At 53.2% G+C, this 23248-nt stretch carries 18 protein-coding genes and 1 tRNA gene; 4 read left to right on the plus strand and 15 right to left on the minus strand.

Annotation, left to right across the window (positions count from 1 at the left end; translation table 11 throughout):
- Positions 1-200: 200 nt before the first annotated feature.
- The 7 genes from frr to Pr1d_RS07845 all read right to left on the minus strand — a co-directional run bounded on the left by frr (position 201) and on the right by Pr1d_RS07845 (position 5646).
- Positions 201-761 (minus strand): ribosome recycling factor, encoded by a 561-nt coding sequence (gene frr / locus Pr1d_RS07815; protein ID WP_148073019.1) that lies wholly within the window; start codon positions 759-761, stop codon positions 201-203.
- A 106-nt stretch (positions 762-867) separates the two neighbouring features.
- Positions 868-1644, minus strand: a complete 777-nt coding sequence (pyrH, locus tag Pr1d_RS07820) for a UMP kinase (RefSeq protein WP_148073020.1) — start codon at positions 1642-1644, stop codon at positions 868-870.
- A gap of 68 nt (positions 1645-1712) precedes the next feature.
- Positions 1713-2567 carry a translation elongation factor Ts gene (gene tsf, locus Pr1d_RS07825; RefSeq protein ID WP_148073021.1) on the minus strand — a complete coding sequence of 285 codons (855 nt, stop codon included), beginning with the start codon at positions 2565-2567 and terminating at the stop codon, positions 1713-1715.
- A gap of 143 nt (positions 2568-2710) precedes the next feature.
- A complete protein-coding gene (gene rpsB / locus Pr1d_RS07830; protein ID WP_148073022.1) occupies positions 2711-3457 on the minus strand; it encodes a 30S ribosomal protein S2 in 747 nt (248 codons plus the stop codon).
- A gap of 247 nt (positions 3458-3704) precedes the next feature.
- Complete coding sequence (locus tag Pr1d_RS07835) at positions 3705-4703, minus strand: 3'(2'),5'-bisphosphate nucleotidase (RefSeq protein WP_148073023.1); 999 nt, start codon at positions 4701-4703, stop codon at positions 3705-3707.
- 72 nt (positions 4704-4775) lie between these two features.
- Positions 4776-4846, minus strand: a tRNA-Gln gene (locus Pr1d_RS07840).
- Between the two features lie 125 nt (positions 4847-4971).
- Positions 4972-5646, minus strand: coding sequence for a redox-sensing transcriptional repressor Rex (locus Pr1d_RS07845; protein WP_148073024.1), 675 nt, complete (start codon positions 5644-5646; stop codon positions 4972-4974).
- A 492-nt stretch (positions 5647-6138) separates the two neighbouring features.
- Between Pr1d_RS07845 and Pr1d_RS07850 the strand changes: the two genes are divergently transcribed.
- On the plus strand, positions 6139-7719 hold the full coding sequence (locus tag Pr1d_RS07850) for a hypothetical protein (protein WP_148073025.1): 1581 nt from the start codon (positions 6139-6141) through the stop codon (positions 7717-7719).
- 312 nt (positions 7720-8031) lie between these two features.
- Positions 8032-8733: an HXXEE domain-containing protein gene (locus Pr1d_RS07855; protein WP_148073026.1), complete on the plus strand. Its 702-nt coding sequence runs from the start codon at positions 8032-8034 to the stop codon at positions 8731-8733.
- Positions 8734-8764: 31 nt separating this feature from the next.
- On the opposite strand, the gene Pr1d_RS07860 is transcribed toward Pr1d_RS07855, so the two are convergent.
- From Pr1d_RS07860 to Pr1d_RS07875, 4 genes are read right to left on the minus strand one after another with little or no spacing between them, the layout of a single operon-like run.
- The gene (locus tag Pr1d_RS07860; protein ID WP_148073027.1) at positions 8765-10315 is read right to left on the minus strand and encodes a glycoside hydrolase family 3 protein; all 1551 of its coding nucleotides are present in this window, start codon (positions 10313-10315) and stop codon (positions 8765-8767) included.
- Positions 10312-11637 carry an AmpG family muropeptide MFS transporter gene (locus Pr1d_RS07865; protein WP_210417917.1) on the minus strand — a complete coding sequence of 442 codons (1326 nt, stop codon included), beginning with the start codon at positions 11635-11637 and terminating at the stop codon, positions 10312-10314. The genes Pr1d_RS07860 and Pr1d_RS07865 overlap by 4 nt, the downstream gene beginning before the upstream one ends.
- A 15-nt stretch (positions 11638-11652) precedes the next feature.
- The gene (locus tag Pr1d_RS07870; RefSeq protein ID WP_210417918.1) at positions 11653-13242 is read right to left on the minus strand and encodes a glycoside hydrolase family 10 protein; all 1590 of its coding nucleotides are present in this window, start codon (positions 13240-13242) and stop codon (positions 11653-11655) included.
- Positions 13239-14255: a DUF1559 domain-containing protein gene (locus tag Pr1d_RS07875; protein WP_148073028.1), complete on the minus strand. Its 1017-nt coding sequence runs from the start codon at positions 14253-14255 to the stop codon at positions 13239-13241. The genes Pr1d_RS07870 and Pr1d_RS07875 overlap by 4 nt, the downstream gene beginning before the upstream one ends.
- A 658-nt stretch (positions 14256-14913) precedes the next feature.
- On the opposite strand from Pr1d_RS07875, the gene nfi reads away from it, so the two are divergent.
- Complete coding sequence (gene nfi, locus Pr1d_RS07880) at positions 14914-15606, plus strand: deoxyribonuclease V (RefSeq protein WP_148073029.1); 693 nt, start codon at positions 14914-14916, stop codon at positions 15604-15606.
- Here the strand turns inward: nfi and Pr1d_RS07885 are convergent.
- Positions 15555-16145, minus strand: coding sequence for a CPBP family intramembrane glutamic endopeptidase (locus tag Pr1d_RS07885; protein WP_148073030.1), 591 nt, complete (start codon positions 16143-16145; stop codon positions 15555-15557). The two genes, nfi and Pr1d_RS07885, sit on opposite strands and share 52 nt — an antisense overlap.
- Positions 16146-16471: 326 nt before the next feature.
- On the opposite strand from Pr1d_RS07885, the gene ppdK reads away from it, so the two are divergent.
- Positions 16472-19135: a pyruvate, phosphate dikinase gene (ppdK, locus tag Pr1d_RS07890; protein ID WP_148073031.1), complete on the plus strand. Its 2664-nt coding sequence runs from the start codon at positions 16472-16474 to the stop codon at positions 19133-19135.
- 46 nt (positions 19136-19181) lie between these two features.
- On the opposite strand, the gene Pr1d_RS07895 is transcribed toward ppdK, so the two are convergent.
- From Pr1d_RS07895 to Pr1d_RS07905, 3 genes are all read right to left on the minus strand, one after another.
- Positions 19182-21140 carry a RecQ family ATP-dependent DNA helicase gene (locus Pr1d_RS07895; RefSeq protein WP_210417919.1) on the minus strand — a complete coding sequence of 653 codons (1959 nt, stop codon included), beginning with the start codon at positions 21138-21140 and terminating at the stop codon, positions 19182-19184.
- A gap of 209 nt (positions 21141-21349) precedes the next feature.
- On the minus strand, positions 21350-22390 hold the full coding sequence (locus Pr1d_RS07900; protein WP_148073032.1) for a zinc-dependent alcohol dehydrogenase family protein: 1041 nt from the start codon (positions 22388-22390) through the stop codon (positions 21350-21352).
- 82 nt (positions 22391-22472) lie between these two features.
- Complete coding sequence (locus Pr1d_RS07905; RefSeq protein WP_148073033.1) at positions 22473-23054, minus strand: hypothetical protein; 582 nt, start codon at positions 23052-23054, stop codon at positions 22473-22475.
- Positions 23055-23248: the final 194 nt, after the last annotated feature.

The following is a 23248-nucleotide window of genomic DNA, read 5'->3' on the forward strand; positions in this document are numbered from 1 at the left end:
GTCGGGTGCGCGAAGAATACGGGGTTTCGCCGAACAGTATAGGCCGCATGAGAAAAATGCGACAAGAGAGATGAGGAGCCAAGCCTCAAGAGAACTGCTAGCATTGCCAGCTAATGTCGAATGACGAAATACCCATGCACGAATGAATGACGAAGCAAAAATGACGAATCAGAACTCCGTTTTAGTCATTCTGTCATTTCCTACCCATCCATCACCTCGGCTTCTTTCGCCTTGGCAATATCGTTCGCCTGGTCCTCATAGGTCTTGGTAAGGTCCTGGATTTCCTTCTTGAGTGAATCCCGATCGTCTTCACTCATGGTCTTGTCCTTTTCGGCCTGATCGGCATGTTTGTTGCCATCTCGGCGGACATTGCGTATCGCAACCTTGGACTCTTCAGTGAGGTCTTTGATGCGTGAAACCATCGAGCGACGAACTTCCCCAGATAGTGCCGGGATATTGAGCCGAATCACTTTGCCATCACTTTGTGGCGCCAACCCCAGGTCGCTCGCGATGATGCCCTTTTCAATTTCCTTGATCGTCGAGGGATCGAAGGGTCGAATAACGATTTGTGTCGGCTCGGGTGCGCTCACCGACGCGATCTGCTTAATAGGAGTAGGAGAACCATAGACTTCGACCCGAACGGTATCTACCAATCCAGGATTGGCCCGCCCGGTGCGGATACCGGTCATATCGTCCTTAAGCTTGCTGATCGCCTTTTCCATGCGCTCTTCAGTATCAAGAAGGATTTCGTCTTGTGTCATGGTTGAGTGTAGAGAGTTTAGAGTTAAGTGATGAAAGGTGAGCCGGATGCGTCAGCTTCTGGCATGGGGTTCGTGGCTAGTTGCCTTCTTTACGGTCTCTGGCACTTTAGATGTCAGCTCCTGATGCACTCACGGCTTCTTTGCGGCTGGTAACCGAAGTGCCGATTTTCTCTCCGCGGACGGCACGTTCAATGTTGCCATCAACACGGTAATTGAACACGAGAATAGGCAAGTCGTGCTCCATGCATTGGGCAATCGCGGTGGGATCCATCACACGCAAGTTTTGATCCCGCACCTCTTGGAAACTCAGATTGCGAAACAGCACCGCGTGGGGGTTTTTCTCGGGATCTTCGCTATAGACTCCTTCAACCCGCGTAGCTTTCATCAAGATATCGGCTTCGATCTCCAAGGCTTTCTGAGCTGCCGCGGTATCGGTCGTCACAAATGGGGCACCCGTCCCCCCCGCGACGATCACGATGCGACCCTTTTCGAGATGTCGCTTTGCACGGCGGCGGATGTAAGGTTCCGCTACACCATCCATCTTCACGGCACTCATCAGGCGCGTCTCGCACCCAAGTGACTCAAGCGCGTCTTGCAAAGCAAGCCCATTAATCACCGTGGCCAGCATTCCCATGTAGTGGGCTGTGGCTTCCTGGATGCTGGAGTTGCCGGCCGTGAATTGGGCTCCCCGCAGGATATTGCCGCCACCAATCACAATGGCTATCTCGACTCCCTGCTGCATGGCACGATAAGTCTGAGAGGCAATGTGAACTACCTCTTCCATGCTGATGCCGCGTTCACCGGGAGGAGCAAAGCTTTCACCCGAGAGTTTAAGAACCACCCGGCGATAGGGCCCATCGGTTTGTCCTGGCGAGTCAGTCATGGGGTACTCATTGTTGGATTAAGAAAACGCCCGGGGGTTGCAACCCCCGGGCGTTAAGGAAATCAATATTACGCCGCGTCGACGGCCTCACTGGAACTGGTCTCTCCCAATTGCCAGCGGATGAAGCGTTTGAGCTTCATTCCGCCTGCCTTGGCGAAATTGCCCACAGTTTGGCTCTCATCTTTCACAAAGGGTTGCTCCGACAGAACATGTTCAGCATAGAAGTTTTTCATCCGGCCTTCGATCATCTTTTCGATGATGTTTTCCGGCTTGCCTTCTTGGCGGGCACGATCCTTCTGCAGCTCTCGCTCCTTGCTGACAATCTCGGGATCCAGCTCTTCCTTGGTAGTGGCACGAGGATTCATAGCTGCCACATGCAAGCTGACATCCTTAGCCAATTCGTCGGTTCCCCCTTCGACCTCCAGGAGCACGCCGATCTTAGCCATATGGACGAAACCCCCCGCGGGAGCGTCAATCCGCTCTAGCCGGGCAATGCGAAATACCTCGCGAATCTTATTCTGCAGCTCATCTCGTTGATCTTCGAGAGTCATCTCTTTCTTGCTTGGCGAAGGCTGAGCCCACAGTTCTTCGGGCGTTTTTGCACCTGGGCCGGTTGCCAATTGCTTGGCGAGGTCTTCGGCCAACTGGATAAACTCTTCGTTAGCGGCAACTGGCGCCGATTCGCATTGCAACTCCACCATGGCACCTACTCCGTCGGCAATGCTGGCAAAGATTCCAATTCGACCCTCTTCGGTAGCGCGGTCTTGACGCTTGCCCATAAACTTTTTGCCGGCTTCGCGTAAAGCCCGCTTGGCGGCTTCCACATCACCTTCCGATTCTTTCAGTGCGGCTTTGCATTCCATCATCGGTAGCTGCGTCTCATCGCGCAGCTTCTTTACCATGGCTGCGGTGATTTCTGGCATAGTAATTTACTCCTCGTGTCTCGGTAAGATATGTGTGTAGACCGGAACAAGCCGTGCGCAGTTCCGGAAATAATTAGCTAATTGCTATGGGTCAGGAGTCAGAGAGATAGCTCTCGATTCTCACCCCAAGCTCTCGACTATATTCAACTGGCGGATTGGCCATTCTTGGGCTCAGCACCCTCGGCCTGTTGCTGCTGGGCTGTAGCGGATTCGGCTTTGCCCTTAGCAATTGCGTCGGCCAGTATGTTTATGATCAGATCGATCGAACGCATACTGTCGTCGTTGCCAGGGATGGGTAGATCGATCAAATCAGGATCGCAATCGGTATCAATCAAAGCGACCGTGGTGATCCCCATCTTGCGGGCTTCCTTGACGGCGTTCTTCTCTTTCTTTGGATCGACGATGACCATGCACTCCGGCAAACGGTTCATCTTTCGCATTCCATTGAGATTCTGAAACATCTTGCGGTATTCGCGATTCAGCGAGGACTGCATTTTTTTGGAATACGAATTGATCTCTTCGCTTTCGCGAATGTGTTCGAGTTCCTCCAGCCGTGAGAGCCGACTGCGAATCGTGCGGAAATTGGTCAACGTGCCACCCAACCAGCGGTCGTTGATGTAGGGCATTCCGCATCCCTCGGCTGCTTTCTGAATCGTCTCGCCCGCTTGTCGTTTCGTGCCGACAAACAAGATGAGACTGCCGTGACTGGCCACGTCCGCCAAATACTTCTTTGCACGCAGCAGGCCGCGAATGGTTTCGCGGACGTCGATAATGTGGATCAGATTGCGGCGGGCATAAATGTAGGGCCGCATCTTGGGATTCCAGCGGCTTGAGCGATGCCCAAAATGTACGCCGGACTCAACCAACTCTTTGACTAAAGTCGTTGACACTAGTTTTACTCCAAAAGGCACATCGGCTTAGCCTTCGAGAAGACCATATCCCATTCTGGCGAGCAAAAAGCCCACCGGGCATCCGACGTTAGGTAGTTCATTCGGCCTGAAATTCCAAAGCGCTGACTTGGGCCGTGCAAGTCAATTTAGCCCTGTAGTTTATCGCTCGGTTTTCTCAGCGTCAACAGGCCCGAGTGCTGCTTAATCTCAAGCAGGGAAAGAAGTTAGACCGTTCCCGATACGGATTTTAGGCACCGATTTCAGCCAACCCCGCCAGCATGGCGTCATGCAGGATTCTATTCGTGGCCAACACGCCACGATTGGTTGCCAAAGTCCTCCCGTGAGAGAAATCAAGCGGTTTTCCGTCGAGATCGGAGACTCGACCACCGGCTTCCTCCACGCAGATCGATCCAGCCGCCTGATCCCAGATTTTCTCTCGATAGTCCAATCGCGAAGGAGATAGGAGACGAAGGTTAATTTCCCCGCCACCTGCCGCAAGGACGGCATACTTGGCTTGGCTGTCCATCGCCACCGGATCAGCCGTGACGCCCAATGCGGTGACGAGCTCACCGATGCCCCCCGTATCCGTATGGGCCTTTTCAACACTGCGTAGCATGCGCGCCGAGGCAATGTTACTTTCTAAAGAGACGGAGAGCTTTGTCCACGCAGCATCTTCATCGGTTAGCAAACTTGCAAAGCAGCCGCTCTCACAACGAGCTACGACGATTGTTCCAGCGCCACCCTTTTCTGGTTTGATGCCAGCGCCCAATTCGGGACATCCCAGCGCACCAACTCGGACTTTACCATCCCGAATAAATGCTAAAGCTACGGCATATTGATCCCCGCGCAGAAACCCTTTCGTTCCATCGACGGGGTCGAGCGTCCAGAACTCGTCAGTTGGTTCGCCTGCACCACGATCAATCCAAGCACACACCTGGTCAGGGGTCGCGGTCGGTTCTAGCTGCCGGACAAAATGCGTGATTTGTTCGAGCGACTCTTTACTCTCAGGTGTGCACAGCGCCTCCGAGCTTTCTTCGCCTACAAATCCCATCTGTGGAAACGTATCCAGCAGACGTTTGGAAACAATCGCCTGGGCAGCAAAATCAGCTACAGTCACGGGTGATTTGTCATCCTTACTGATTGCAGCCGTCACAAGCTTCTTCTGGACTTGCTGCGCAAGCTGCGCTGCCTCGCGAACCGCGGATATTGCAAATCGAACTTTGGAACAATCGATGGGAGAATTCATACAGAATAACAATTCTAAAAACGGAACGCCCAGGGACCAGAATCCCTGGGCGTTATATGTGCAAAGCAAAAACTACCCCGCCAGGACTCGAACCTGGAATGAGGGAATCAAAATCCCTAGTGTTACCATTACACTACGGGGCAATACGCTCGCGCGTCTTGTCGCGGCTGAACCCGTCAATTTAGGGTAATCAGGCGAATCTCGAAAGGGGGACCATCGATTGAATGCCCAATGACCAAGGAAGTTAAATCACAGGAGCGAAAACGGGTCATTGGTCATTGAGATTTGCGAGCTTATTCGCCACCGTGAAAGTCACCTGCTCTAGCTCACGAGCCAAATCGACTCCCACCATGCTCACTCCTTCGGGGACTTGAAGGGTCACGGGGGCGAAATTCACGATTCCCTTGATCCCTGCCGCGACGAATTCATCGGTGACCGACTGAGCCATAGCGGCGGGGACAGCCACCATCCCCAACTCGATCTTCTTGGCCTTGAGTACTTCTCCGAGCTGACTGAGGTGACTCACCTCGACTCCTTCGATCTCGGTTCCCACTTTCGCAGAATCGGTATCAAACGCCATCACAATGCGGAAGCCCTGTTGCACGAAACCTCGATAACCCAGCAAGGCGCGGCCCAGATTTCCGACCCCCACCAATGCAACCTGCCATTCGCGGTCGGTGCCCAAAATCTTGCGAATTTCACCTATGAGCTCTACGCACTTGTAGCCGATCCCGGGATGGCCGAAGTGGCCAAAGTGCGCAAGGTCTTTTCTCACCTGGGCATCGGTAAACCCCAGCCTACGACCAAGCTGACTACTACTGGTCGTTTCCTTGCCTGTCGCGATCAGGTGCTGCAATTCCCGTAAGTAGAGGCTCAGTCGGCTGACGACTGCCCCGGGAATAGCACTCGGATTAGGCCGAGAAGTGTGACTCTCTTCGGACAAGTTCTAACCTAAAGGCTTGAGAAGCTGGGGGGTGTGTAAGACTCATTTCTTGCGACCTGCACTCTGCCATCATAGGCAAGCAGGCCCACTCTAACCAGAATCAGCATTACCTAGCAAGTCAGAATCACTCGATCGTCAATCAAGGTAACGAGTTACGAAAATTGGGAGATGTTAAAGGGTTGCTTGATTCTGGTCGAGATATCGCCCCTGTTTACCACCCAGCCAGAGCCATCAAGTCGATTCTGCAAATTCGTTTCAGATGGCATCTCTCCTACGATACTTCTGTCCAGTTTCGACCTTGATGGTCCGGCAAAATGCAACATTGCGATTGTACCGATTGAGTATGGCAGGCTGACTTCGCTGTGTAGGAAAAAGGCAACATCTAGCTAAGGCAGGGGGTCTGTTCTTACCGAAATCTCCAATGAGTGGGAACTATCCCATTTTGACCAAACCATTTATTTCCACATCTCATTAGTGAAGGAGACGAACACCATGAGAGCCAAGTCGGTAGTGCGAGCTCTAGCTGCCATTGCCTTAGCAATGCTGCCATCGGCAGCATGGGCCGGGTACTGCGGCGTCGCACGTTACAACGGTTGCACACCATGTTGCTACCAACAGAATTGCCACACCGTCATGAAAACTGTGCGGTGCGTTGAGTGGCAAAAGCAGCAAGTTACCCGCTGCAAGACAGTTTACGATCGAGTATGCGAAGATCGGGTTATCAACTGCACCCGCTATGTTCGCGAACAACGCCAGAAAGAAGTTTGTTACACCGTTTGCAAGCCCGTCTGGGAAACCAAGACCCGTTGCTACACCGTGTGCAAGCCAGTTTGGGAAACCAAGACCCGCAACGTCTGCTACACCACGTATCACCCGGTGTGGGAAACCAAACAACGCTGCTACACCGTCTGCAAACCTGTCTGGGAAACCAAAACCCGCGATGTCTGCTACACGACCTACCATCCTGTTTGGGAAACGAAGCAGCGTCAGTACACCGTCTGCAAGCCAGTTTGGGAAACCAAGACTCGTTGCTACACGGTACAGAAGCCAGTGTGGGAAACTCGTACCCGCGAAATTCCTTACACCACCTACAAGACCGTATGGGAAACTCGTGAGCGGAACTACACCGTCTGCAAGCCTGTGTGGGAAACCCGTGAGCGGGAGCAAACCTACTACGTTCGCGTAGCCGTTCCCTACACCAAGACCATCCAGGTTCGCGGTGGACATTGGGAAACTGAGACCTATGAGATTCCAGGCAAGACCTACACCAAGACCGTTCGCGAACCAGGCACCTTTACCTACGATCCGTGCCGGTGCCGGTGCGTGTACTGCCCCGGTCCTTGCAAGACGCTTTGCTGCCAGGCCCCTCCGAAATGCTGCTGCAAGCGTGTCTGGGTTCCTGAATGCCACACCAAGGAGATCTGCTGCACAAAGTACGTTTGCGAACCACGCACTCGCACCTGCTGCTACAAGGTTTGCCGCATGGTGCCTGAGACAAGAACTTGCACCTACAAGGTCTGCCGCTCGGTTCCTTGCCAGCACACCCGCACTTGTTGCTACAAGGTCTGCCACATGGTTCCTGAGACCAAGACCTGCTGCTACAAGGTGTGCCACATGGTCCCCGAGACCAAGACCTGCTGCTACAAGGTGTGCCGCATGGTACCCCAGCAGCACACCAAGACCTGCTGCTACAAGGTGTGCCACATGGTCCCCGAGACCAAGACCTGCTGCTACAAGGTGTGCCGCATGGTACCCAAGCAGTGCACCAAGACTTGCTGCTACAAGGTGTGCCACATGGTCCCCGAGACCAAGACCTGCTGCTACAAGGTGTGCCGCATGGTACCTGAGCAACGGACCAAGACCGTTTGCTACAGCGTCTGTGTGCCAGTTTGCGAGCAGAAGACCATTAAGGTCACCCGCTGCGTACCTCGCCAGGTGCCGTACACGGTTTGCCGTTGCGTACCTCGCGTAGTTTGCAAGCAAGTCCCAGTTTGTGTTCACTGCCCAGACCCATGCTGCGAGCCTTCATGTGGATGTGCAGAACCTTCCTGTGGAGCACCCTGCTGCGACTGATGGTAAGAGAATGGTTTCCTTCAAGGGAAATTAGTTTTGGTCAAACAAGCTGCTGGCCCGGCAAATCGCAAGATTCGCCGGGCCAGTTTTTTTGTAACGAATCATTGGGCCGCGGCCGGCCCGGCGAGTCCTGCTGGCTAGAGGGGAGCGAGTTGACCCCCTCTAAACGCAGCCCGTTTGCCCAACCAAAGAATCATAACTGCTCGGCTCTATGCATCGCGTATGAACGCAACCTCTCCATGCATGACCTACACTATAACTATTCGGAATCGTGTTTCGGTTTGACCTTTCAGAAAGAAACTAGAGACAGCCATGAACTTTCTCCGTAAGAACTGGTACTACCTTGGTGCACTGCTCTTGGTGGCTCTGGCGGCAGCGCTGTCATTTATCTGGGGTGAAATTAGCACGTTGCGTGCAATGATGCTACTGAGCTTTATGGCATTACTCGCGCATCAATTTGAGGAGTATGCCTGGCCGGGTGGCTTTCCGGCAGTTATCAATCTTGCCGTGATGCCCAGCGGGAACAAACCGGATCGCTATCCGCTTAATCGGATGACATCGCTCTTTGTGAACGTGATCTTCGCCTATCCTTTCTATCTGGGCTCAGTAATATTCTGCAACCAGGTCTGGCTTGGTTTGGGACTGGTCCTCTTCGGGATGTTTCAATTGGGATTTCATGGCATCCAGATCAACAAGAAAATGCAATCGATCTACAATCCGGGTCTCTTCACGGCCATCGTCCTTTTTTGGCCCATTGGCATCTACTACATGTGGTACGTTGCTGACCAAAATCTCAGCGCCTGGTGGATGTGGCCAGTTGGAGGTGCTATCGCATTCGCTGCAACATTCTTTGGCGTGTATCTGCCGATCACACACTGGTTCAAAGACGAGAACTCTTGCTACCCCTTCAGCCCGCAAGAAATGGCTCGCTTCCGTGTTGAGCAGAAAATGAATCATCTGGCTAGCAACCAGCAACTCGTGGCTACGCCGAGCAGCTACTCGCAGGGAAGTTGATCAAGGATCACTAGCAAGGGCTCACACAGTTTCATTCCTTCAATACAATCGATTCGGCCAGTGCACGTTGAGAAACGGGCACATCGCTAAACGCACAAAGGCGGGTACCCGCTGCAGGATACTCATCGAGAGACTCAGGAGTTCCTAGAGAAGCCAAGACACAATCGCGCGACTGCGTGAGCTCCTTTAAGAAAGCGTCTTGAGCAGGCAAAAGGCCGAACTGATGCCATGCTGCCGGCTTCACGATTTGCGCAATCAGAATCTGTTCGGCGCTCATCACATTCGCCAACACCTGGGCATACTCTTCCGGCGAGGCACTTGCTCCCAATTCGAAATAGTGGCAATTGCCAAACCGTTCACGAATCGCCGCTCCCAAAGTCTGCTCAGGCGGATCGAGATGCGATTGGTGAGGCCGCAGCAAAACCGCACAGAACGATTTATCGGATGAGAAAGGAAGCAAAGGCTTATCAGCTGAGATTTGTCGTATAGAATCTCTTGCCACACGTTTCGCCAAAGTATGAGATTGCTCTCGAATCTCTTCGCGATTTGCGTCAAGTGGGGGAAGCTGTTGCCTGAGATTGCGAACCCGCTGAAAAGCCTCCTCAACTCGCTCCAGGGAGAGACGTTCTTCGCTTACAGCTGTCTCAATCGCGGCCAAGGTTTCCAAAGGATCCTCGACGTCCAGCAATAGATCGACCCCTGCTAGGATCGCTTTGAGGGCAAGTTCACCGCCAGATTTGCATTGCGATTTGACTCCCTCCATCAGCAAGCTATCGCTCGCAACCACGCCCTGGTATCCAAGCGTATCTCGCAGCAGGTCTATGAGTATTGGTTGCGAGAGTGTCGCGGGAACTCCACTTGGATCAAGCCCCGGAAAGCGCACATGGGCAGTCATCACCAGCGGAACTCCCTCGGCTATGGCGTTCTGAAAGGGGATTAATTCACAAGCGAGCAACTCCTCGCGACTGGCAGTTACTGTGGGAAGCGCGTGATGCGAGTCTTCGTGAGTGTTGCCATGTCCGGGGAAATGCTTTGCGGTGGAAAGAATCCCTCCCGCTTTGTATCCAGCGACGGAGGCCGCAACCAGACGGCCAACTTCCTCGGCATGTGCGCCAAATGCACGCGTGGCGATGATAGGATTGCGAGGATCGACATTCACATCGGCCACCGGCGAGAACGAGATATGGATCCCGTTGGCTCGGGCTGCTAACCCCGTGAGGCGAGCGAATTCGTGGGCAGCTTTCTCCGCCTCATCCCCCAGTGCACTAAAAGCCATCGCATGAGGAAACAGCACTTCGCCGCGGAGTTGCTGGCCGACTCCGCGTTCGATGTCCGCCGCAATCAATAGAGGAGAACGAGCAACGCTTTGCAAATGGGATAGAGTCTCGGCGGTGGAATCCTGTTGACCATTGAAAAGCAACAGGCCACCCAGCGGACATTCCTTCAAAAGGTCTTCAATCCGCGCGGCATCTTCCTCCACTGAACGCACCGGTGGTAAGTTCGAGCCGATTCGGACAAACATCAGTTGGGCCAGCTTGTCTCGCAGTGGGACTTCTGCAGAAGATAGTGAAGTCTCGTTCACGTTGTTGCCTCTAGTTGCTCAGGAGAAGCCTTCCGACCGAAAGAGGGATCGATCTTCACAAGTCCGCAAACAATGAAACTTGGAATCGTTGCGATCATCATCCAGATAAAAAAATGCTGATAACCGATCATTTCTTGCAGCCACCCACTGAGCATACCAGGAAGCATCATCCCCAGTGCCATGAAACCAGTACAGATGGCATAGTGGGCCGTCTCATGTTTGCCGCGCGAGATATAAAGCATGTAAAGCATAAATGCTGTGAAACCAAAGCCATAGCCAAATTGTTCAATTGCCACGCACAAGTTAATTGCGAAGAGACTCTCCGGCTGCACCTGTGACAGAAACACGTAGACGGCATTGGGCAGATTGATCGCGGCGACCATCCACCACAGCCAAAACTTGAGTCCCTGCCTCGCGGCGACGATGCCACCAAGAATTCCACCCAGCGTAAGCATGGTGATGCCGACCGTGCCGTAGACCACTCCCACTTGTTCAGTCGAAAGTCCCAGCCCTCCCTTCGAAATGGGGTCTAGCAAAAAAGGGGACGCCATCTTAGCAAGCTGAGCTTCAGAAAATCGGTATAGAAGCAAGAATGCTAAGCTGAGTGCTATGCCTGGTTTCTTAAAAAATGATACGAAGGTTTCCAGGAAGTCGGCAGCGATTTGGCCCGCACTTCTGTCCGTACCGGGCGTGTCTAGCACTGGTCGAGGAAGCACGAAGCCATGATATAGACCGCAAACAACAAAAAAGCCTGCGATCAAGTAAAAAGTAGTTGCCCATGCTTGGGGAATGTCTTGAGTCCGTTCCAAAGCCCCCGCCAGCATCACCAACAGTCCTTGCCCTGCAATCATAGCCAGGCGGTAGAACGTGCTGCGGATTCCCACGAACCAGGCCTGCTCGTGCGCTGGTAAAGCGAGCATGTAGAACCCATCGGCGGCGATGTCGTGAGTAGCCGAACTAAATGCTAAGAGCCATAGAAATGCGAGCGAGTATTGCAGAAAATTACTCATTGGCAGGGTAAACGCAACGCCTGCAAGACCCGCCCCGATCAATAACTGCATCGCCACGATCCACCACCGTTTGGTCCTCAGCACGTCGACCAGGGGGCTCCAGAAAGGCTTGATCACCCAAGGTAGATAAAGCCAACTCGTGTAGAGAGCGATTTCGGTGTTGGAAACGCCCATTCGTTTGTACATGATGACCGCCACGGTCATCACAACCACATAGGGAACTCCCTCGGCAAAGTACAATGTGGGTATCCAGCTCCAAGCCTGCCGGCGAGAAGTGGTCGATACTTCCGGTGAATAGGGGCGTTCAGACAAGCGATCTCATTCCAATCATGGGCTATTCGACCCATACCAGCTCAGCGGACTTTCTTCACCTATCCGGTTCACGGTAGATACAACCACAGCGGCAGGTGACTTCTTTCTTTTCTGCCCCGCTTTATCATACATCGGTCGCACGGACTCGCTACCGGGGACAATATCGACATGCCATTTGCCGCGATACTTAGAACGGACAACCCAGAGCCAGGCGGTATCGGTTTCGTTTGACTCGAGAGCGACGACCCACTCACCACCAGATTTCTTTACTGAGAACTTCGGTTCTATTTGCTCATTGTCCGAAGATGTGGATAGCCAGGGGCTAGCCGGTATGAGGGCCGGTTGTTGGTAAGTATTCTTAAGAAGTACATCGGCGATCCCGCCCGAATTGCGCAGTAACGCTTTCATACTGAAATGCACATTGCCACTGGCACCTTCTTGAGCTCGTGTGACCCAAATCTGGGCAGCTATTTCCTTCGCGGGCCAGCTCTTGCCATCCGCTCCACCGACGCGCGAGGTATAGTTCCCAGGCCAGAGATGGCGTTTGGCCTTATTCTGCGAGTTCCACCAATACAATAAGGCCGCGTAACTTTGCTGGGGAGGGCCAATCTTCCAATACAGCTGGGGAGTAAAATAATCTACCCAGCCTTCTGCGAACCATTTCTCGGCATCCGCATAGAGCGACTCATACTGGTCGAAGCCTTTGATCTGCGCAAGGCTACCGGGTCGACCAATACCAAAGGGACTGATGCCAAATTTTACCCAGGGCTTCACATGTTTGATGTCCTTATACATCTGACTTACTAGCTGATTGACGTTTTCTCTACGCCAGTCGTCACGAGATAGTTTGGTGCCAGCCGCCAATGCTTCTTCCCAACTAGCATCATCGGGAAAGGGAACCGGTTCTCCATCTTTGCTCACAGGGTAGGGATAAAAATAATCGTCCATGTGGATGCCATCGATGTCGTATCGTTCAACGACATCGCGAATCACCGCCAAAGTATGTTCCGTGGCTGCAGGTTCACCGGGGTCGAGCCACTGATAGCCACCGTATTCCTTGACCGCTTCGGGTTGCAGTTTGCTGATGTGATTCTCAGCAACAGGTCCTTTGCTGCCGCTATGGCGAGCCCGATAGGGATTAAACCAGCCGTGAAGCTCAATCCCCCGGCGGTGGGCCTCGGTGATCGCGAATTCGAGCGGATCGTAATACGGTTCGGGTGGTTTCCCCATCGCGCCGGTAAGAAACTCCGACCAAGGTTCTAGTTTCGAGGCATACAGCGCATCGCAGGCAGGGCGCACTTGGAGGATGATGGCGTTGAGATTCAATTTCACCGCTTTGTCCAGAATGGCGATCATCTCAGCTTGCTGCTCGCCAGTAGAGAGTCCCGGGCGCGACGGCCAATCGATGTTGGCAACCGTTGCTACCCAGGCAGCACGAAATTCGCGTTCTACCTCAGGCAAGTTCTTCTTCACACTTTCAGGCGGCTCTTTAGCAACGAGAACTCCGTTCGGAGATAAGAGACAAGCACTAACAAGAATCAGCAATGCCTTCACTAATGTCTGATAACAACTCATTCGTTCTGCCTTAGTAAGGGAAACATTCATTCTTGAACTACCTCCCCTCCGTCTTTAGACGCCTGGGCAACGTAGACCTGAGGGGCGATGTCGTCGGCAACAAAGTGAACACTGCCGTCGACGTGGCTAAAGTTGGCGCCGCCCGGATGGAAGCTGCCGAATGGGAGATTGTTGAAGGCCAGTGTTTTCTTATCATCCGACACAGGATCGGGTCGTTCATCATCTTGATGTCCCTTGTAGTATCCCACCACTTCCAGGTCCGCATTGAGAGGCACCGTCGCATTGATGTTCTTCATACTACTCATGCAAGAACCTGGCGAAGGTCCTGTTGGAGGATCACTGAGTACCGAAGTCTGCCAAAAGGCACCAGCAGTCCACGCCCGCAGTTGATACCAACGCTCACCTGCCAGGAAGGTGTTGCTAAGACCATCCTGAATCTGACGAATCATCGTCCTGCTACCAGGAAAAAAGACGCCGTCGCTGTTGACGACACCACAAAGGCCGCTGTTGTCGCCGAACGACTCGTTAGCATCATTGCGACTGGCAGCCGACCCAGTCACCCCGGCATAGCTTGAGCTCGCCAGGCTCTCGCCGTTGCGATTGTCGACGACCTCGTCGTCGCTTGGGCAATGATAGGGTTCGATGCGTACTTCGTTAACATTCTCCAAGGAGTAGATGTTCGGTGGCTGCATGGCGGGGTCCGTTTTGCGAAATTGAGTCACTTGCCGTTGGATTTCCGTCAGTAACGAGCCGTTTTCCAAATAGGAGAGGAGGCCGACTTCCCAACTAAATCCGTTTCGACCCCCGACTCTATTGATTGTTGAGCCAGTAGGGAGCTCGCCTCTGGCGGACTCGTAGTTGAGAGTCGCCAGTGTGATGTTCTTAAGATTGTTTTCACAACTCATCCGACGCGAGGATTCTCTCGCAGCCTGGACTGCGCTGAGCAAGAGCCCCACCAACACACCAATGATTGCGATCACGACCAAAAGCTCTACCAACGTAAAGCCCTGACGATACCCGGCCCGATGCTTAATTCTCTTCATTACTTGGTTCCCAAAGGTTTAATTCAAATCAGCGTCGCTACTTTTTCCAATCAGAACCTTCAAATGTAAATCAACTCGTTGAGGTATCACAACAGGAAATACTCTTCAGTATCTCAGCTTTGCGCACGCAGTTTCTCGTTTTTGCGAAGTGAAAGTGACTCCATTAAAATTGCAAAGCCATCTATCAACACAGACTACCTAACTCATCCCCGATAAGTCGCGAGTCCACGACTTGCCGCAAATCGAGGCAGGATTCCTGACCCAGGCACCCCACCTGCCAATGTTTGCTCTGTTCCAAACCTCCCTAGATTTCAGTAGAAATTGGGCCACTCTATTCGTAATAATAGCCTCAGTGCAGCCTCGCTCTCTCTCAAGCGAATCGAACCAGCCACGGCATTTCGTTTAACAATACTCGACTCCAACAATGAAACCGGAGATCGCGCAATCCATGATAAGCAAACAAGTTAAAGCGAATTTGAGTGCTCGCTGACACAGGGGTTTTGTTTTGTGGAAAAGTATTTTCACATTATTGGCTCACTACAATCACTCTCTCAAGGTCACACTGCGCATAACACATACAGAAAAACTCAATGCCTTCGTGGTTCAATGCAGCACGTAGGACAACGTAAAATGGCTAGTGAGCTCTGACTTGAAACTCATGAAACCACATTCTCTTCATCCCTGGAACGTCACTCCTACTGAGGCGCGCGAAATCCAAGAGCGATTTCGAAATCATGTTCTCCAGAAGAACGTCGCCAGATTGAGACACATTCGTCATGTTGCCGGCGTCGACGTCAGCATCAAGAACAATCGAGTCATTGCGGCAATCGTGGTTCTCGACTTTTCATCGCTTGAGATTATCGCCAGCTCTATCCATCGGCAACCAGTTCGTTTTCCCTATGTGCCCGGCTTGCTAACCTTTCGCGAGTGCCCTGCCCTGTTGCCCGCTTACGAGAAAATCCGAGTCGAACCCGATCTCGTGCTTGTTGATGGACAAGGGATCGCTCATCCCCGTCGGTTTGGTTTGGCTGCCCATTTGGGTGTCCTACTGGGCAAGCCAACGATTGGCTGTGCTAAGTCCCGACTCATTGGTGTGTACGAGGAGCCCCATGAAGAAGCTGGCTGCTATACAGACCTTTTCGATGGTGAAGAACTCATCGGAGCAGTCTTGCGCACACGCACTAATGTGAAACCGCTTTTCATCTCCGTCGGCCATAAGATTGAATTGCCCACCGCACTCGACTTGGTGCTGAACTGCTGCCGAGGCTATCGACTCCCCGAGCCGACACGCCTGGCCCATCAGTCGGCTGGAGGTCTATTGCCTTCACCTCGTGCCCGATATGAAACATAGACCAGCGCCACAAAATCGTAGAAGGCATGTGCGACGATTGGGGCGACCAAGTCTTCGTAAGCCCATGCCAGCCAACCAAAGTAAAGGCCGATCACAGTAGCCGCCAGAAAATAAGCCGTACTCATCGCATGGGCTAAGCCGAAGAGCAATGCAGTCAGGATCACGCCGATCCAGAGGGTTGTCCAAGAAATGAAGAGCGGTTGCAACGCCCCGCGAAAGAGAATCTCCTCTCCCAACCCAGCGGCCAAACTTACCAACAAGAACTCCATCCAGCCACACCCTGCGAATAGCTCTCGCACCACATGTTCCACATTCCGACGCAGTTTTGCCAGGGGTTTCCAGTCCACCTCGTAAGCGGCCAAAAGCAGCAGAATCATTGGTAAACTAGCTACTATTCCTCGCAGCACGGAATCGAGAGTGAACGAGAGACGTCCCTGAAGTGAGATTGACCCTAGCCATGCCACCAAAACCCCGAGAAAGCCCAAACCTGTCTCAAATAGCATCGCAGTTGCGACAGTTTGGGCCTTGTTACTTGTCATGTCGTAGCTCGAATACTGTGGGTGGAAGCGGTCTTTTCCCAGTTTTTCACTAGGTTCCCCATTTCAAGTCTCATCCTGAGGGGCTCGTCTCCTTGACGATCCGTTGGTGCCAAATTAGATTGACTGGTTCGATTTTCTCACCAAGTCCAACCTGACTGGTCCTCTGGCGACCGCTGGCGTGGAACGCTTTAGTTCAAGAGACGCTGCTCGGTTAGCACTTGTTTCTCGCGCGGGCCACTTAACGACTCTAGCGAGAAGAAATCAGCGAATCAATCGGCGTGCAGATTACCACTGCAGGAAAACATAAATAGTAAGGACTCAATCAAATGGCAAAAAATTCGACCAAAATGATCTACTACTTCGGCAAGACGAAGACCGAAGGCAATGGCAAGCAAAAGACTCTCCTGGGTGGCAAGGGTGCAAACCTAGCAGAAATGACCAGCATCGGATTGCCAGTCCCTCCAGGATTCACGATCACGACCGAAGTTTGCGACCTTTATTATAAAAACAAGCAGAAGCTCCCGACCGGCTTGATGGATGAAGTGAAACGCAATGTCGGTATTATGGAGAAGGAACTCGGCAAGAAGTTTGGGGACACGAAGTCGCCGCTTCTGGTCTCCGTGCGCTCCGGTGCCGCCTCTTCGATGCCGGGCATGATGAACACGATCTTGAATCTAGGACTCAATGATGAATCAGTCGTTGGTCTGGCAAACGCCACCGGCCAGAAGCGATTTGCCTACGATGCTTACCGCCGCTTAATCAATATGTATGGTGACGTTGTTTGTGGCGTCGATCACGAGCACTTTGAAGAGATCTTCGACAAGATCAAGAAGCGATACAAAGCAGCAACAGATAACGACGTGCCATTGGAAGGCATGGTCAAACTTTGCGAGGAATACAAGAACGTATTCAAGAAGCACTACGGCAAGCCTTTTCCTCAAGAACCCATCAAGCAGTTGGAACTTGCCATCGAAGCAGTATTCAAGAGTTGGATGCAGCCACGTGCCGTCAAGTATCGTCAGGTGGAGAACATTACCGGCCTCTTGGGCACTGCCGTCAACGTTCAGTCCATGGTGTTCGGCAACATGGGCGACGAGTCGGGAACCGGCGTGGCATTCACTCGTAATCCCTCTACGGGCGAGAACAAGTTCTACGGCGAGTTCCTCATCAACGCCCAGGGTGAAGATGTGGTCGCCGGTATCCGCACTCCCGAGCCCGTTGAGAAAATGGCCAAGTGGGACAAGAAGGCCTACGACCAGCTCATGAAGATCAAGGACCAACTTGAGAAGCACTACCGTGATGTGCAAGACATTGAGTTCACAATTGAGAACAAGAAACTCTACATGTTGCAGACCCGCAACGGCAAGCGCACCGGTGCTGCCGCGGTCAAGATTGCCTGCGACATGGTCAAAGAAAAGCTGATCACCGAGAAGGAAGCCGTTATGCGGATTCCGGCAGGTGACTTGACTCAGCTCTTGCTTCCCAGCTTTACGCCAGCCGCTAAGCAGGCTGCGAAGAAGGACGGTCGTTTGCTCACCGTGGGCCTTCCTGCCTCGCCAGGTGCCGCCTTTGGCAAGCCTGCTTTCACCGCCGCTGAAGCAGTTGATCGCACCCTCGAAGGAGAGCAGGTCCTACTAGTGCGTAAGGAAACGAATCCCGAAGACATCGACGGCATGCACTCCGCCGCGGGTATTCTCACCAGCACAGGAGGAATGACGAGCCACGCTGCTGTAGTTGCCCGAGGTTGGGGCCGTTGCTGTGTTGCAGGAGCTGGAGAGATTCAAATCGACGAGAAGGCTCGCAAAATCAAAGTTGGTGGCAAGGTGTTTACCCATAAAGATGTGATCTCGATCGATGGTTCGACTGGGGAAGTCATGGAAGGTGAAATTGCCACTCAAAACCCCAAACTCTCCGGCGATTTTGCCACGGTGATGCAATGGGCCGACAAGTATCGCACGATGAAAGTTCGCACCAATGCCGACACGCCCAAGGATGCCAAGCGGGCACGTGATTTTGGTGCTCAAGGTATTGGCTTGTGCCGAACCGAACATATGTTCTTCGAAGGGGAGCGCATCATGGCGATGCGTGAGATGATCCTCGCCGAAAATGAAGAGGATCGGAAGAAAGCCCTGAAGAAACTCTTGCCTGTCCAACGGAAAGACTTCATCGGCATCTTTACAGCCATGAAAGGGTTGCCAGTCACGATTCGTCTGCTTGATCCTCCCTTGCACGAGTTTCTCCCTCATGACGACAAGAGCCAAGCAGAAATGGCCTCGCGACTCAATGTCAAACGGGCTGATGTTAAGAATCGGGTGAACGCCCTGCACGAACAGAACCCGATGCTCGGGCACCGTGGTTGTCGCTTGGCGGTCACCTATCCCGAGATTCTTGACATGCAGGTGACCGCGATTACCGAGGCTGTGATTGCCTGCAAGAGTAAGAAGATCGATGCCCAGGCTGAGATCATGATTCCTCTGGTGGGGACAGCGACCGAACTTCAGATGCTTGGCGATCGAACCCGCCAGGTCATCGAGGACGTCAAAGCCGCCAAGAAGTACACCGGAAAGCTTGATATTCTGGTCGGCACAATGATCGAAATTCCTCGTGCCGCTCTCACTGCTGATGAAATCAGCCCCGTGGCCGACTTCTTCAGTTTCGGCACCAACGACCTAACTCAGATGACTTTTGGTTACAGCCGTGACGATATCAACACGTTCCTCCCCGACTACTTGAGCGATGAAATCCTTCCGCGTGACCCATTCCAGTCACTCGACACAAACGGTGTCGGTCAGTTAGTGCAAATGGGCGTGACCAAAGGACGCTCAGTGAAAAAGGACCTCAAGTGCGGCATCTGTGGCGAGCACGGCGGTGATCCCGACTCGATCCGATTCTGCAATGAGGTTGGATTGGATTACGTTTCGTGTAGTCCTTTCCGAGTTCCCATTGCCCGCCTTGCCGCCGCACAGGCTGCGTTGGCGAACGGCAAGTAGACATATGAGGTGTGCCGTCAGCGACTGGTCCTCCGGTCGCTGACGCTCACGGCTCGCCTACTACACTTTTTGCCAATTCCAGTACTTCGGCGAACGGCACTCTATCCATTCTGCCAAAGTCCCGGTGTTTGCCTAGTTTTGCTCGTGTCGATGCAGGTGACTTGATCCCACACAAGAATCGAGCGATTTGTCTCGGGCTGCGCAGCGCAGGGCTGTGTTCCGCTTGAAGCTGATTCACAACCGCTCGGTCTCTGTCAGTAATCTTCGAATACTGAGCCCGTGGCAATGTCTGTTGCGGATTCCCTTGACAGCGACCGCAGTGACCACAGTCATCGCGATCCTCGCCGAAATAATCGAGCAAATATCGCGTGTAGCAACCGGGGCATTCGACCAGCGAAACTACCTTGCGTAGCCTTGCGATATCTTGTTCTTCGCGCTGCTCAAACTTTTCTTGCATAGTGCGGACCAAGTCTTCCAAGTCGGCAACACGCTTCACCACGCGATAGCCAAACCGCACACCAGAGGCTTGCAATAGGATGTCCCCTCGTTGATCCAAATAGTCGAGCGCCGCGACAATTCTCTCGCGTGACTCCGATAGGCGCTCGCTCGCAGCAGCAACGTCGATCGTCAGCCAAGTCTTTCCTTTCCTGGCCAACTTAAAAATACTACGGAGAAAATCAGCTCGCTCGGCGTTGAATTGCTCCAATATCGTCTGCGAAGGCCTCAGCGGTTGGAACTTGTACTCGGTGTATTTTGGCCCGGTCGATTGTAGGACCCCTTCCAGTTCGAGGTAAGTAAGCAGAGTTTTTACGACCAGATCGCGCACGTCGTGTCGCCCCGACAGATCGTACACGGAGACCTCGATCTCATCTCTGCCCGCCAAAAGTTCTCTTGTTAATTCTCTCACCCCCTCCTCAGTTGGTGTGTCGCCGTATGAGAAATTCTCTAGAGTGACTAAGTCGTCGCGGCAGGCCAGCATTTCGCACACCGCCGGTTTGCCATCCCGTCCCGCGCGGCCGATCTCCTGCTGATAGCTCTCAAGGCTTTTAGGCAGATTGAAGTGATAAACCCCGCGAATGTCAGCCTTATCGATTCCCATGCCAAAGGCGATCGTCGCCACAACGATCATGTCGTCGGCAGCCATGAAATCTTCTTGCACTTTGGTTCGCTCTTCGGTTTTCATCCCCGCGTGGTAGGCCCTTGCATTGAAGCCCTTGTCTTTCAGAAAAGCCGAGACCTGCTCCGCCGTTTTCTGCAGAGTGACATAGACGATGGCCGGTTCACCTCGATGGGATGAGAGTTTCTTCACAAGCACACGATGCCGTTCTCGATCATCGCAAGCCGTCACATTGATCTCCAAATTTGCTCGATAGAAGCCCGTATGTACAACGTGTTCTGGCTCGACGCTAAATGCTTCGGCAATGTCGTCGACGACTTCAGGCGTGGCAGTCGCCGTCAGAGCCAGCACTCGCTCGACATTCAGTCTCTTAGCCAGGTCCGCGATACGGAGGTAATCGGGCCGAAAATTGTGCCCCCAAGCACTGATGCAATGTGCCTCATCCACCGCTAACAGCGCGATCTTCTGCTGAGCTAGAAGCTGCAAGAAACGTTCATTCGCCAGACGTTCCGGGGACACATACAACAGGCGGGTACGACCGCTCCGCAAATCGTCATAAACCTGGACCGCCTCTGCCCGATCTAAGCTCGAATCAAGCCGCGCCGCACAGATGTTCTTGGCCTGCAGGAAGTCGATCTGGTCCTTCATGAGCGCAATCAGCGGCGAAATGACTACCGTCAGCCCATCCAAGAGTATCGCCGGCAACTGATAACAGAGGCTCTTCCCGGAGCCCGTGGGAAAGATCGCCACCGACGAGTGCCCGGCGAGCAACTGCCGAATCGCCTGCTCCTGCCCTGGCCGGTAGCCGTCGAAACCAAACACTTCCTTGAGAACTTCATTTGCACGATCCATCATCACGGGCTTCCGTTCAAGAGTAGCGGTAGACATGGCTTGCTCCTCGCTGGTTTAGTGTTTTGAGAAGGGATCTGGATATGTGAACAAATGTTCACATCTACCCAAGGTACCGTAGTCCCAGGAGGTTGCAAGCACTTTCTTTTAAAAATTGCTGACAATTTAGCCAACCTAGCGTGCCGCCTCCGCCGATCGGAAATCGACTAACCGGGGCGAGAGTAACGCAAATAGTGATTTTCATGAAATCAAGGCTCGAAGACCGTCACCCCACATCCGGAGTAGTCTTGCATTCCTGCCAGCTCCTGAGGCGCGCTTTCCAGAGGCAAAACACGATCGATCAGCCGCTCGGGAGTCAGCTTACCAGCTTCGATCAACTTGAATAGTTCAGGATACGCATGGGCCTGCATACCGTGACTCCCGACCATCTGTATTTCCCAGCCGATGAGGCGACTCATCGGAGTCGCTGGGAGCGATTCCACTTCCGTGAGCAATCCCACCTGTACATGCCGTCCTCGTTTACGAAGCGAAAGGACTGAATTGGTATAAGTCACACTGCTACCCAACGCGTCCAAAGAAACGTCTGCCCCCCGACCGGTCAACTCGTGAATCGCGGCGGGGATATCTTCGGTTTCTCGTGCGTTGAGAATTGCTTCGGCACCGAGTTGTTCTGCCAATAGCAGTGGTTCCGCACGAATGTCGACGGCTATCACCCTGGCACCCAGCGCCACTCCAATCATGACTGCCGAAAGCCCAACTCCTCCACAACCGTGAACTGCCAGCCACAACCCTTGCTTGACTTCCCCTTGCACGGCTACCGCGCGAAAGGCAGTCGCCATGCGGCATCCGAGACTGGCTGCAGCCACACTGGATAAGGAATCAGGAAGGGGCACCAGATTTTCTTCGGCATATCGCACCGAGACTAGCTCCGCAAACGATCCCCAACCAGTGAATCCTGGCTGAAACTGGTTATCACATACTTGCTGGTTGCCGCTCGTGCATTCCGGACAATTGCCGCAGCCAGCGACGAACGGCATCGTAACCCGTTGTCCCAGAAGGGCAGGGCGGACCTTGTCGCCCACCGCCACTACTTCCCCGGCAAACTCGTGGCCGGGCACGTGAGGAAGAGTCTGGATATCAGGATCGCGGCCCTGCCATCCGTGCCAGTCGCTACGACACAGTCCCGTTGCCTCGACACGGATCACGGCACCATCGGGCGCCGGAGTAGGATCGGGCACCATTTCCATGGAAGGTTGTTCGCCAAAGCGGTGATATACGACGGCCTGCATGGCGAAGAAACAATTTCCAACTGAGAGTTTCTTGAGTAATCTCCGGTCACTTACGTTGCCGGTGGGTGCCTAACGAATGCGATTATTGACACACAGCCCACCCCATTACCAGTGGCACGTACTCTCCATCGACGATCTGCCACAAGTTGCCGTAGACATTAACGACACCCAAGCGGCGCTTGCCGTGCCATTCCCAGCGCTCGCTGGTAAGCATGTCAAACACCCTGGCAGAAGTCGTGTAACTCAAGAGCTTCCAATTACCTGATGCATCCAGTTGTGCAGCAGGGGACCTGCCCAAGCCTTCGATATCTTGCTTCAGTCGAGGAACTCGCTCTTCCAAGATTCTTTCTTGATCTTGTTCAGAGAGTCTTAGATCGAATCGGCTCGTGGGTAAAATCGTTCCCTCACCAAAGGCATACTCAAAAGTGTTCTCTTCTGTGGCAAATCCCCACACGCGTCGCTTGAGCACGGAAGAATAGAAATAGTAGGCATACCCGGGCTTGATCTCACTCGGCGGAACCAGAACAAGCCCTGTGTTGTCGTCTCTGGGGGTGAGGCGGTATACATTTTGGTGGTCGTCTGCAGGAATTGATTCCTGGGCGGCCACTGTCGGGCACCAAACAGTGGCAAGTAGCAGGGCAATCATGTTGGAATACAATCGCATGAATTCGGCCTCATTGAGTTCTTTATAATATGGTTGGCGGAGAATTCGCCTATCCCAGTATACCTCGCATAATGCCGCAAATAGCGCATTTTCAACGGTTTTTTGCTGCTAGCAGGTCCATAAATGCAGTGGGTTCTGCCCTCCAGGGGAGTGCGGCATTCTGTTACACTTCGTCGCTATTTTCTTTCGCAGAT

Source organism: Bythopirellula goksoeyrii (assembly GCF_008065115.1).
GTDB classification, from domain to species: Bacteria; Planctomycetota; Planctomycetia; order Pirellulales; family Lacipirellulaceae; genus Bythopirellula; species Bythopirellula goksoeyrii.